Source organism: Pseudomonas sp. P4_B4, assembly GCF_056402255.1.
On record NZ_JBFUHS010000034.1, the window covers coordinates 1 to 12,669 of the forward strand.

At 61.2% G+C, this 12,669-nt stretch carries 8 protein-coding genes; 4 read left to right on the forward strand and 4 right to left on the reverse strand.

All coding sequences use genetic code 11. The features are described from left to right. Positions 1–842: 842 nt before the first annotated feature. The 3 genes from AC1DVE_RS25825 to AC1DVE_RS25835 all read right to left on the reverse strand — a co-directional run bounded on the left by AC1DVE_RS25825 (position 843) and on the right by AC1DVE_RS25835 (position 6,954). Complete coding sequence (locus AC1DVE_RS25825; RefSeq protein WP_223461408.1) at positions 843–4,514, reverse strand: translocation/assembly module TamB domain-containing protein; 3,672 nt, start codon at positions 4,512–4,514, stop codon at positions 843–845. After that, positions 4,511–6,238, reverse strand: coding sequence for an autotransporter assembly complex protein TamA (locus AC1DVE_RS25830; protein ID WP_477784315.1), 1,728 nt, complete (start codon positions 6,236–6,238; stop codon positions 4,511–4,513). The genes AC1DVE_RS25825 and AC1DVE_RS25830 overlap by 4 nt, the downstream gene beginning before the upstream one ends. A gap of 65 nt (positions 6,239–6,303) precedes the next feature. After that, a complete protein-coding gene (locus AC1DVE_RS25835; protein WP_046037811.1) occupies positions 6,304–6,954 on the reverse strand; it encodes a GNAT family N-acetyltransferase in 651 nt (216 codons plus the stop codon). 299 nt (positions 6,955–7,253) lie between these two features. Between AC1DVE_RS25835 and xthA the strand changes: the two genes are divergently transcribed. Next, a complete protein-coding gene (gene xthA, locus AC1DVE_RS25840; RefSeq protein WP_007999540.1) occupies positions 7,254–8,066 on the forward strand; it encodes an exodeoxyribonuclease III in 813 nt (270 codons plus the stop codon). A gap of 187 nt (positions 8,067–8,253) precedes the next feature. Further along, positions 8,254–9,594 carry a substrate-binding domain-containing protein gene (locus tag AC1DVE_RS25845; RefSeq protein WP_223461405.1) on the forward strand — a complete coding sequence of 447 codons (1,341 nt, stop codon included), beginning with the start codon at positions 8,254–8,256 and terminating at the stop codon, positions 9,592–9,594. 117 nt (positions 9,595–9,711) lie between these two features. Here the strand turns inward: AC1DVE_RS25845 and AC1DVE_RS25850 are convergent, their stop codons facing one another. Next, a complete protein-coding gene (locus AC1DVE_RS25850) occupies positions 9,712–10,941 on the reverse strand; it encodes an acyl-CoA dehydrogenase (RefSeq protein ID WP_223461403.1) in 1,230 nt (409 codons plus the stop codon). A 164-nt stretch (positions 10,942–11,105) separates the two neighbouring features. Here AC1DVE_RS25850 and AC1DVE_RS25855 point away from each other — a divergent pair, with 164 nt between their 5' ends. Both AC1DVE_RS25855 and AC1DVE_RS25860 read left to right on the forward strand, forming a co-directional pair. After that, a complete protein-coding gene (locus AC1DVE_RS25855) occupies positions 11,106–12,035 on the forward strand; it encodes a LysR family transcriptional regulator (RefSeq protein WP_150725911.1) in 930 nt (309 codons plus the stop codon). A 205-nt stretch (positions 12,036–12,240) separates the two neighbouring features. After that, entirely contained in the window at positions 12,241–12,642 is a 402-nt protein-coding gene (locus AC1DVE_RS25860; RefSeq protein WP_085725920.1) for a MerR family transcriptional regulator, read from the forward strand. Positions 12,643–12,669: the final 27 nt, after the last annotated feature.

Sequence of the window (12,669 nt, forward strand, 5' to 3'; positions counted from 1 at the left end):
CCAAGGGCCAAGGGCTCTTGCCCCTGACGTTCGGTGCCTCGCCAAGGCTCGGCATGCCCTCGCTCCGGTCCTGCTCCGTGGGCCCGCCGCCATCGGCCATCCATGGCCGGCGGCGGCTAACCCGGCATCCATGCCGGGTTGCCCACTGCGCAGAACCTCCACTCGGCCTCTCGAGGGGGCAAGAAGATCAAGATCAAAAGCCAAAGCAAAAGCGAGGCGGCCTACCGGCCGGCCTCTTTGCGGGTTTCGTTCGCCTGTGATGTACCTGGTCGGCTGGAAGGCCGCCATCGCGAGCAGGCTCGCTCCCACAGGTATTCAGTACATCCGAAAAATTTCGATCGGCTGTCAGGTCGCCATCGCGAGCAAGTCGGATCGCCGCACCGCCGCCCCCCACAGAAGAGCAAAGGCAAAGTGGCGTACACCCACGCTCTTCACCACTCATCAGGCCGAGCGTTAGCTCGCCTGCAGCTCTTGATCTTGATCCACCCGCCCCCTCGGCAGGCTGAGTGGAGGTGTTCATCCGGGGGGTAGGCGCGCAGCGCCGTTCGGCGAAGCCGAACACATCGAGAGGAGGTCGAGCGAAGCCGACCGGAGGCGATGCCCCCGGATGAATGCCGGAGCGAAGGAACCCCGAGCCTTAGCGAGGGGCCGTACGTTCGGGGCGAGCGTTTTTTTGCTTACTTTTTTTAGGCGCTTGTAAAAAAAGTGAGTCGCCGTCAGGGCGAAACCATAAGCCGCCGTTACCGAAGAAACGGATATGTACTCAGTCAACAAAGCAAACGCCGGCTATCAGGCCGCCTGAGCAGGCAAACCGGATTGCCGAACCGCCGCTTGATTGAGAATTAGAAATCCCGCTTGTAGAAGATGTCCAACGAACTGGCCACGCCGCCAGCGGCTTCGAGGTAGACCTTCTTGCTCAGCTTGTAGCGCAGGGCAATGGTGTTGGCCGGTTCGAACACGCCAACGCCATAGCGCAGGCTGAGCTTCTCGGAAATATTGCCGCTGGCCACCACGCTGGTGGCGTCGCCACTGCCCTGGGTGTCGAGCTGGAAGTCCTGGATCCCCAGGTTCTTGGCGATGCCGCTGGTCACCCCGGAGCTACCCATCAAGCCCAACCCGAGGGCCGCCTGGGCGAGCATGTTGTTGTCTTCGCCATTGCTGCTCAGCGGACGCCCGAGCACCAGATAGGACAGGGCCTGCTCCTGGCTCATGGCCGGCTCGGAGAAGATCTGCGTGGTCGGCTGCTCGGCGCTGCCACTCAAACGGATGCCGGCAATGATGTCGTCGGTCTTGCGAATGGCCTCGATGTCCAGGTACGGCTGATCGATGGGCCCGGCAAACAGCAAGCGCGCCCGGCGCACCGAAAGCCGCTGGCCGTAGGCGCGATAACGCCCGTCGTTGAGCCACAGCTCGCCACGGGTGTCCATGTTGTCACCAATGTGCACATGCCCCTGCACATTCGCGGTCAGGCCAAATCCTGCAAAGCTCAGCTTGTCCTCGCCGACCACCACTTCGATGTCCATCTTCATTGCCAGCGGCGGTTTGCCCTCCTCGGTCTGCTGACCGACGATCACCGTGTCATCGGAGACCTTGACTGTCGACGGCGGCAACTCGCGAATGATGATGTCGCCCTTGGGCACCAGCACTTTACCGGCGATGGCCAACTCGTCGCCTTTCATCGAGATTTTCAGGTCCGGTGCGACTTCCAGCTTGGCATAAGGCTCGACGGTGACCGGCAACTGCGACCCCTTGAGCGCCAGGTCCACCACCAGCGCCTGGCCCCAGGCGATGTTGCCGTTCAGGCTGCCCTGCCCGGCCTTGCCGCTGTTCCAGCCACCGTTCAATTGCACGCTTTCACCGGCGATGAGCGCTTGAACGTGCAGGTTTTTCAGCTCCATCGGCAATTCAGGCCCGGAGATCTGACCGTCGCTGAGTTGCAGACTGCCGTTGACCTGCGGTGCCAGCAGCCCACCGGAAATCGTGCCGCTGCCATTCAAGCGCCCGGTCAGCTTCTCGACCATCGGCACGAACGGCCGCGCCACCGACAGGTCCAGCCCGCTCAAGCGGAACGAGCCGCTCAACGGTTTGTTCTTTGGCAAGGGATTGAGCTGTGCCTGGACCATCAGCTCGCCGAGTTTGCCACCGACGAAATTGAGCTCGGTGTCGATGCGTTTGGGCGTGAGTTTGCTGGTGAGCTTCAGGGTCTGGTACGGGAAGTCCAGCCACTGGTCCTTTTCCTTGATGCGCAACGTGCCGCCGCCGGCATCGACGCTGACCTGACCGTTCGGGCCACTGGCCGGCAGGTCCAGTTGCAGGTCGGCATTGAGCCGGCCCTGCCAGGCGAAATCCTTCGGCAACCACTGCGCGAGGCTGTCGATCGGGAATTGCTTGAGGTGATAACGCAGCTTCGGCTCGGGCATCAGGCGCGAGTCTTCCCCGCACAGGCTGGCCTGGCCGGATGCCCAGCAATGGGCACCAAAGTTGATTTTGCCGTCCGCCAGGCGTTCGAGTTTCGCCGGCCCTTGCAGTCTCCAGTCCTGGCCACCGGCCTGGATATCACCGCTGGCCAGGCGTCCGCGCCAATTGCCTTTATCCAGCGCACCGTCCAGACCCAGCGTCAGTTTCAGCTTCGGCCCTTGCAGATCGAAGCTCAACTTCTGGTTCTTGATGTCGCCCTGGCCGCTGGCGGTCAGCGTTCCCAGTGAAGTATCGCCCGCCCGGATGCCGCTGCCCTTGAGGTCGATTTTCGCCCGTTGCGCACTGTCCAGCGTGGCGTCCAGGTTCAGGCTTTGCAGGCGATTGTCCTGGAAAGCCAGTTGCGAGCCTTGCAGGTCAAGCTTGCCCTGGGGCGCCTTGAGCGTGCCGGCGACATCCACGCGGCCATTGAGCTGGCCGCGCAGTTGCGGCCAGAGCTGGGCCAGGCGCGGCAGCTTGAGATCGATCTGGCCGGCGAGCTTCTGTTGCAGGCTGCCTTTGCCGCTGATGCTGTTGTCGCCGAGGCGAACTTGCAGGGCGTTGAGGTTCCATTGCTCGCCACGGCCATCGGCCTTGGCCTGGATCACCGCCGGTTGCCCGCGCAGTTTGCCCTTGAGGTCCAGGTCGGCATTGAGGCTGAGCACTTCGTTTTTCATCTCGCCCTGACTGCGCAACGGCCCGGCCAGCGTGCCCGGCAGCTCCGCGACCCAGTACGCAGGGTTGATCGCCGACAGGTCCAGCGCGGTGTCCCAGGCAACGCCGTCGGCGAATTGCAGGTTCAGGTGCCCTTCAGCCTTGCCTTGCCCGGCCTGAAGTTGAATCTGTTGCAGGTAGATCTTCGTCAGGTCGCCCGCGAATGGACTGGCCAGGGTGAAGGCGCCGGCCGGACCATCCGCCGCGGCGTCGAAATGCCCGAGGTACTTGCCGTCGGTGTAAGAGACTTCGCCGGTGAAGGTGCGAAGCGCTACCTGCGGTTCGTCGATGAGCGGATAGAGCCTGTGCCACGGGAAGTCCAGCCAGTCGATCTTCGCCTCGGCGCTCAGGCCCTTGCTCCAATCCAGCTGTCCGGTGAGCTTGAGGCTTTGCTTGTCGTTGGCGGTCAGGTCCAGTGCGGCGATCTGCGCGCCCTTGGCGTCGACCTTGCCTTGCAGCGCCAGTGCGACTGGCCCTTGTTCGGCGGGCAGCGTGGCTTTGCCGAGCAGCGCGTAGCCGTTCTTCAAGTCGCCAGCACCGGTGAGTTCAAGCTGATTGAGTTGCAGGGTGTCCGGCAGATCGGCACTGGGCTTGAAGCCATCGGCGGTGATCCGCACTTTGGCCGGCAGGTTTTCCACCAGCGGTTGCAGTTCGCCGGTCAGTTGCCCGTTGAGGTAACCGCTGCCGTCGGCTTTCAGGTTCAGGGTCTTGAGCAGGTCGCCGTCGACTTTCAGTGCCAGCGCCAGGGGCTCAGGTGTCGACAACAGGGTCAGCTTGCCGGAGGCGCTGAGGGGCCAGTTGCCGGAGGGTTGCAGCAGACCGGACAGGTTCAGGCTCAGGTCATCGCGCTGTAACGACACCGCGTCGATCTTCAAACCGGCTGTCGTCCAGTGCGCCGCCAGTTGCAAGCCCTTGAGCTCTTCGCTGCCGTTGAACAACAGGCTGCCAACCTTGATCTCCCCCAGTTCGATGGCCAACGGTAACTTGAGCTCCGGGAGTGTGATCGGGCCGCTGTCTGGCTCTTCGGCACCCGGCGGGAACGTCAGGCTGACCTGATCGGCCTGCAATTGCTCGATGCACAGGGTCATGCGGGTCAGGCACAACGGCGACCAGGCAAAAATCACTTTGCTCAGTTCAACCCGGTTGCTGTCCTGCTGCCACAGCACCCGGTCGGCACTCCACTGCCCGCCCAGCCGGCCCTGGAAGTTTTCCAGGGTCAAGCCCGGTACGAAGCCCAACGCCCAGCGGCTGCCCGGCGCCGTGCCCAGCACCGTGGCCAGCGTCAGGACAACCAGCATCAACAGCGCCGCCATTGTCAGCAGTGTTGCTTTCAAACCACGCTTCACAGCTCAGGCCCCATGGAAAAGTGCAATCGAATGCCGCCATCGTCGTCCAGCGCGTGGGCCAGGTCGAGGCGGATCGGCCCCACCGGCGATACCCAACGCACGCCGATACCGACCCCGGTCTTGAGGTTCGGCAGTTCGAGTGTATTGAAAGAGTTGCCCTGATCGACAAAGGTCGCGATCCGCCATTTTTCGGCGATGGAATACTGGTATTCCGCGCTGGCGGCCACCATGTAGCGACCACCGATGCGGTCGCCGTCGGAGTTTTCCGGGGACAGGCTCTGATAGTCGTAACCGCGCACGCTCTGGTCACCACCGGCGAAGAAGCRCAGCGATGGCGGCACCGATTTGAAACCGTTGGTGGCACTGCCGCCGACCTGCACCCGTCCGAGGAAACGGTGATTATCGAACACCGTGGTCAGGCCTTTGACCAGCGCCGTGCCGTAGATCAGGTTGCTGTCGGAACCCAGACCCTCCTTGGCCACTTTGGATTCGAATTGCAGGCGATAGCCGTTGTGCGGGTCAATGCGGTTGTCGCTTTTGAGGTACGAATAGCTCACACCGGGCATCAGCAAGTTACTCAGGCCCGAGTCGTCGCCGAGCTGGTAATCCTCGCGCTGCCATTTGAGCGATACCACCCGCTGCCAGCCGCTGGGCAACTTGCTGTGCCATTCAGGACCGAGGGTCAGCAGCTTGCTGTGGGTGTCGGTGCCGGCGATGTCCTCATTCTGATAGCCGCCGGCAAAACGCAGTTTGTCGGTCAGTGGCGGGTCCAGCGGAATGTCGTAGAACAGCCCGACGTTTTGCCGAGGTGCCGAGACTTCGGTTTCCCAGCCATAACTGTGCCCCTGCGCGTTGACCCAGTGCCGGGTCCAGTTGGCCTTGGCCCTTGGACCGACGTCAGTGGAGAAACCCAGGCCCAGGCCCATGGTCCGCGGTTTGCGGGTTTCGAGTTTGACGTCCACCGGGATCGCATCGTCCTTGGACAACGCGGGCGCCGCGTCCACCCGCACGCCTTCGAAGTAACCGCTCGACTGCAGGTTCTGATTGAGTTCGGCGATCAGCTCCGAGTCATACGGCGTACCGGCCTTGAACGGCACCATGCGTTGCAGCAGCTCGTCATCGAACGGCGTATCACCTTCGAAACTGACTTTGCCCAAGGTATAGCGCGGACCGCTTTCATAGATCAGTTCGATATCGGCGACACCGGCACGGGGGTCTACCGACAATTTTGAACGGGTGAAACGGCCGCTGAAAAAGCCATAACGCGAAGCCTGATTCTGGATCAGCCGCTTGGCGTCCTCGTAATGCCCATGATTGAGCACGGCGCCAGGCTTGAGCGCGTCGCTCTTGGGGACTCGAAAGGATTTGAGGGCGGCTGCCGGACCGTCGACACGTACCGTGACGTTACGCAGATGCACCGGCTCGCCGGGGTCGACCTTCAGCACCAGGCGCGGCTTATCGCCGCCCTTCACTTCGCTGTCGATGTGCGGCTGGTAATAACCCAGGGCCTGGGCGGCCTTGCGCGCCTGTTCTTCGGCGCCACGGCTGAAGCGCAGCAACGCTTCTTCATCGCGATCGCCGAGGCTGCCGATATAGCCTTCAATATTGGCTTTCAGCTCATCATTGGACGGTTTGATCCGTACATCCAATTCACTTTGTGCCAGCGCCGCACAACTGGTCATCAGCATCAGTACGCCGCTGGTAATTCTTCCTGGAAACTTCATAGGCGCGGATGCTATCACGAGCTTGAGAGCGTGATAGAGCCTGACATGCCCGGAAAGTTCGCCGTTCAAGCCGTTGCAGTATGTAACACCTGGGGATTGGGGTGAAAAAACACGTGTTCGCGAATCGGTCCTACGGCAACTTCACCGATTTCCTCATAGCCCTGGCGCTTATAGAACTCCAGGTAGCGAGGGTTCCCGGTATCGAGGATCACTCCCTGTGAATTTTCATCCACCGCGCACCAGTTGTGCACGGCTTGCAACAGTTGCTCGCCGAAATGTTTGCCCTGGAACTGCGGATGAACCCCCAGCAACGGCAAGACGTGCACCGATTCGTTCGGTACGCAGGCCTCCACGGCGGCGTGATAATCGAGGTAGCGACGGGTGCAGCGAAATCCCGTACTGAGCACCATGCGCAAGCGCCAAGCCCAACTTTCGGTGACGCCGAGACGACGTTGCGGCGGTGCGATCAGGGCGATGCCGATCAGGCGGTCGTTGACCAGCAGGCCGATGGCCGGCAGGTCCTGGAGAAAGTGCTGGGTCACCAGCTCGCGCACGGTGGCGCGAACCCGCTGTTCGTAGCCAAGGCGCTCGGCTTCGAACAGATAGCCGAAGGTCGGCTCGTGTCGATAAGCCTGGTACAGCAGCGAACGCGCTTCGCGGGCGTAGCCGCTGTCGAGCATATGGATATCGGCAATGACGGTTGAGGTTTCGGGCATGACGGTTGATCTCCCCGGCACAGCTCGGGTGGCTGCGCTCTTGTTGTTACGAGCCTGTCGGCGCTGACACAGTTCCTTACAGATCCGCAATGAGTGTAGGCAATGAAATCGCCTTCGCGAGCAAGCCCGCTCCCACAAAGGTACAGACCCCATCCATTCCCTGTAGGAGCGCAAGCCTGCTCGCGATGAGGCCATCACTGCCCACACAAGACTGACTGACAAAACCGAATCCCCTCACCCCACACTGGCCCGATTCCCACATGTCAGCTAGCATCGCCCTTTTGCCAGGACTGCCGACCATGAAGATCGTCTCCTTCAACATCAACGGGCTGCGCGCCCGTCCCCATCAGCTGGCGGCGCTGATCGAAAAGCACCAACCCGATGTGATCGGCTTGCAGGAAACCAAGGTCCACGACGACCAGTTCCCCCTCGATGAAGTCAGAGCACTGGGCTACCACGTGTATTTCCACGGGCAAAAAGGCCACTACGGCGTCGCCCTGCTCTCGCGCCAGGAGCCGCTGGCCCTGCATAAAGGTTTCGCCACCGACGAAGAAGATGCCCAGCGGCGCTTCATCTGGGGCACCTTCGCCGACGCCAACGGCGTGCCGGTGACCATCATGAACGGTTATTTCCCACAGGGCGAAAGCCGCGACCACCCGACCAAGTTCCCGGCCAAGGAACGTTTCTACAGCGACTTGCAGCAACTGCTGGAAAGCCAGTTCAAGAACGACCAGCCACTGGTGGTGATGGGCGACGTAAACATCTCCCCAGAGGACTGCGACATCGGCATCGGCCCGGACAACATGAAACGCTGGCTGAAAACCGGCAAATGCAGCTTCCTGCCGGAAGAGCGCGAGTGGATGGCCCGCCTGAAGAACTGGGGCCTGGTGGACAGTTTCCGCCACCTGAACCCCGACGTGACCGACACTTTCAGCTGGTTCGACTACCGCAGCCGTGGCTTCGAAGACGAGCCCAAGCGTGGCCTGCGCATCGACCTGATCCTCGCCTCCCACGGCTTGCTGCCTCGGGTGAAAGCCGCAGGTGTGGACTACGAACTGCGTGGCATGGAAAAACCTTCGGACCATGCGCCGATCTGGCTTGAGTTGAGCTGATCCCCGTCGAACACAACTCTCATGTGGGAGCGGGCTTGCTCGCGAATACGGTTAATCATTCAACATCAATGTCGACTGACCCGCCGCTTTCGCGAGCAAGCCCGCTCCCACATGAGAACGTGTCATTTTTCGGAAACCTTACTGACTTAATCTCCCGACACCTCCTTTGGCTATATAAGGTGCCGGCATGATGCTGCGCGTGTTGTTCCTGTTGATGCTGTGCACGGGCTTGCAGAAGGCGGCCTCGGCCGGCGACTTGCCGACACCCGAACACGGCCCGGTGCTGCTCATCCAGGGTTCCAACACCATCGGCGCGGCATTGGGACCGGCGCTGGTCGAGGGCCTGCTGAGTGAACAGGGCCTGCGCAAGATTCACCGCGAAACCCCGGACACCGCCAACGAACTGCGCATCGTCGGCGAAACCGTTCAAGGCCATCGGGTCGTGGTGGAGGTGGCGGCCCATGGTTCCAGCACCGGTTTCACCGCGCTAAAAAACGCCAGCGCCGATCTTGCCGCCTCGTCGCGCGCGATCAAGGACAGCGAACTGGCCAGCCTGCAATCGCTCGGTGACCTGAAAAGCCCGAGCGCCGAACAGGTCATCGCCATCGATGGCCTGGCGATCATCCTTCATCCGGACAATCCGCTGAACCAACTCGACACCGTGCAACTGGCGCGCATTTTCAGTGGCGAGGTGAAGACCTGGGAAGACATCGGCGGTCGCGGCGGGCCGATTCATCTGTATGCGCGGGATGATCAGTCCGGGACCTACGACACCTTCAAGGAACTGGTCCTCAGTGGCCGTGGGAAAACCCTCGGCAGCGCGGCGAAACGCTTCGAGTCCAGTGAACAACTGTCTGATGCGGTCAGCGCAGACCCGCAAGGCATCGGTTTTATCGGTTTGCCCTACGTGCGTCAGGCCAAAGCCGTGGCCATTGTCGACGGTCAATCGCAAGCCATGCTGCCGCTCAACAGCCTCATTGCCACGGAAGATTATCCGTTGTCCCGCCGGTTGTTCTTTTACCTGCCACCCAACGGGAAAAATCCCTGGGCTGACGCTCTGGTGGCCTTTGCCCAAAGCAGCAGCGGCCAGGCCATAGTCGCAGCGAACGGCTTTGTTGCCCAAACCGTCCAGGCCATGGCCGTTACCCCCAATGCGTTGATGCCCGAGGGTTACCAGGCGCTGAGTCGACATGCTCAACGGCTGTCGGTGAATTTTCGCTTCGAGGAAGGCAGTGCCAGCCTGGACAACAAGGCGCGGCAAGACCTGACACGAGTGCTCGACTATATAAAGCAGCACGGCAAGACCGATGGTCAGGTCACGCTGGTGGGGTTTGGCGATGCCAAGAGCGACCCGGCGCGCGCCGATCTGTTGTCGAAACTGCGGGCCATGGCGGTACGGCGGGAGTTGGTGAAGAGCGGCGTGGTGTTTCGCGAGATACGCGGATTCGGCGCCGAAATGCCGGTGGCGGCCAATAGCGCCGATGAGGGAAGGATCAAGAATCGGCGGGTTGAGGTTTGGGTTTACTGAATCTGCTGTTGATGTGCTGGATCGACTGACGCAATCGCGGGCAAGCCCGCTCCCACAGGTTCGATGCAGTCCTTGTGGGAGCGGGCTTGCCCGCGATGAACGATAACGCGGTGTCTGTCAGTGCCCGCTACGCATCATCTCCTTCGGCACATATTTGCCGATTTCGAATTTACCGATCGCCGCACGGTGCACTTCGTCCGGGCCGTCGGCCAGGCGCAGGGTGCGCTGCATCGCATACATGTAGGCCAGCGGGAAATCGTTGGAAACCCCTGCCCCGCCATGGATCTGGATCGCCCGGTCGATCACCCGCAATGCAACGTTTGGCGCGACGACCTTGATCTGCGCGATCTCGCTTTTCGCCACTTTGTTGCCGACGGTGTCCATCATGTACGCCGCTTTCAACGTCAGCAGGCGTGCCATGTCGATTTCCATCCGCGAGTCGGCGATCTTGTCGATGTTGCCGCCCAGGCGTGCCAGAGGCTTGCCGAACGCCGTGCGGTTCACCGAGCGTTTGCACATCAGTTCCAGCGCGCGCTCGGCCATGCCGATCGAACGCATGCAGTGGTGAATCCGGCCCGGGCCAAGGCGACCTTGCGCAATTTCGAAGCCGCGTCCTTCGCCCAACAGGACGTTTTCGTACGGCACCCGGACATTTTCAAAGAGTACTTCGGCGTGACCGTGAGGAGCATCGTCATAGCCGAACACTGGCAGTGGACGCAGGATTTTTACCCCGGGGGTGTCCACCGGCACCAGAATCATCGAGTGCTGGGCATGACGTGGCCCGTCCGGATCGCTCAGCCCCATGAAAACCAGGATTTTGCAACGCGGGTCGCAAGCACCCGACGTCCACCACTTCTTGCCGTTGATCACCCACTCGTCGCCATCGCGCACGGCACGGGCGGCCATGTTGGTGGCGTCGGAGGATGCGACATCCGGTTCGGTCATGGCGAACGCCGAGCGGATCTCGCCGCGCAGCAAGGGTTCGAGCCAGCGTTGTTTCTGCTCCTCGTTGGCGTAACGCACCAGCACTTCCATGTTGCCGGTGTCCGGTGCCGAGCAGTTGAACGGCTCTGGTCCCAGCAACGAGCGGCCCATGATTTCCGCCAGCGGCGCGTATTCGAGGTTGGTCAACCCGGCACCCAGTTCGGACTCAGGCAGAAACAAATTCCACAGGCCCTCGGCCTTGGCCTTGAGTTTGAGTTCTTCCATGATCGCGGTCGGCTGCCAGCGATCGCCTTCGGCGACCTGGCGCTCGAACACGGCTTCGGCGGGATAGACGTAGGTGTCCATGAACGCTGTTACGCGCTCACGCAGTTCCTGAACCTTGGGCGAATAAGCGAAATCCATGAGCGAGATACCTTCTTGGGGGAGGTTGTTTAGGTCATGTATCGATGCTAGAACAGCGTTGATAATTTACCTAGCCTATTCTCGGCGTGTATAAACATTCATCACCGATATATGATCGACTGATCGTCACGGTCAGTCCGCCCACACAATAAGAGAGCCGCGTAATGAATCTGAGCAAGGTCGATCTCAACCTTTTCATCGTCTTCGACGCGATCTACACCGAAGCCAACCTGACCCGTGCCGGGCAGATTGTGGGCATTACCCAGCCAGCGGTGTCGAACGCACTGGCCCGGTTGCGCGAGACCTTCAACGACCCGCTGTTCGTGCGCACCGCCCAGGGCATGGTGCCGACGCCCATGGCGCAGAACATCATCGGCCCGGTGCGCAACGCACTCTCGCTGCTGCGCGTGTCGGTGCAGGAAAGCCGCATTTTCAACCCGCAGCAAGCCGTCAAGACCTACCGCATCAGCATGACCGACCTCACCGAAGCGGTGATCCTGCCGCTGCTATTCCAGCGCCTGCGTCGCCTGGCGCCGGCGGTGATCATCGAAAGCTTCCTGTCCAAACGCCGTGAAACCACCAAGGAACTGGCGGCCGGTCGCCTCGACTTCGCGGTGGATGCGCCGCTCAACACTGACCCGCAGGTGCGTCACGTCAAGTTGATGGAGGACCGCTATGTGTGCGCCATGCGCAAGGGGCACCCGCTGGCGGGCAAGGAGAAACTCACGCTGGATGATTACCTGGGCCTGACCCACATCCATATTTCCAGCCGACGCAGCGGCCTCGGCTATGTCGACCTGGCGCTGGGCAAGATGGGCATCCAGCGCAAGATCGCCCTGCGCTCCCAGCATTACCTGATGGCCTCGCAAGTGTTGCAACAGACCGACATGGTCATGACCGTGCCGGAACGCTTCGCCCGCCGTAACGACCTGCACGCCTTTTATCTGCCGGTCAACGATGTGCCGCCGGTGGAAACCCACCTCTACTGGCACGAAAGCACCGACCAGGACCCGGCGAACCGCTGGATGCGCGAGCAGATGATCGAGTTGTGCCAGCAGGTGACGGCGCAGGAGAAAAAGCTCGAGAAGGTGTAGGGCTTGATACCGAGGTGACTTCTTCGCGAGCAAGCCCGCTCCCACAGGGATATTTGTCGTACACAGATATTGAGTTCAATGAAGAACCACAGTGGGAGCGAGCCTGCTCGCGATGAGGCCAGCAAGAGCAGCTTAAATCCATGCCCCTTGACGTAAACGTCAACCTGACATTAGCTTAGCGCCATGACCTTTTGCGAGCGCGCCCATGAGCAGCCAGACCTACAGCATTTCCGATCTCGCCCGCGAGCTCGACATCACCACCCGCGCCATTCGCTTTTATGAAGAGCAAGGCCTGCTCAGCCCCGAGCGCCGTGGCCAGGAACGCATTTACTCGCCCCGCGACAAGGTCAGCCTGAAGCTGATCCTGCGGGGCAAGCGCATCGGTTTCTCCCTGGCTGAATGCCGCGAGCTGATCGAGCTCTACGACCCGTCCAGCGGTAACACCAAGCAACTGCACAGCATGCTGGCGAAAATCAGCGAGCGCCGGGAGCAGCTTGAACAGCAAATGCTCGACATCGAACAGATGAAACTGGAACTCGATACTGCCGAAGAGCGCTGCGTGCAGGCGCTGGAGCAGACGCTCAAAAGCCAGGAATCGATTCAGTAACCCTACAAAATCCCCTGTAGGAGTGAG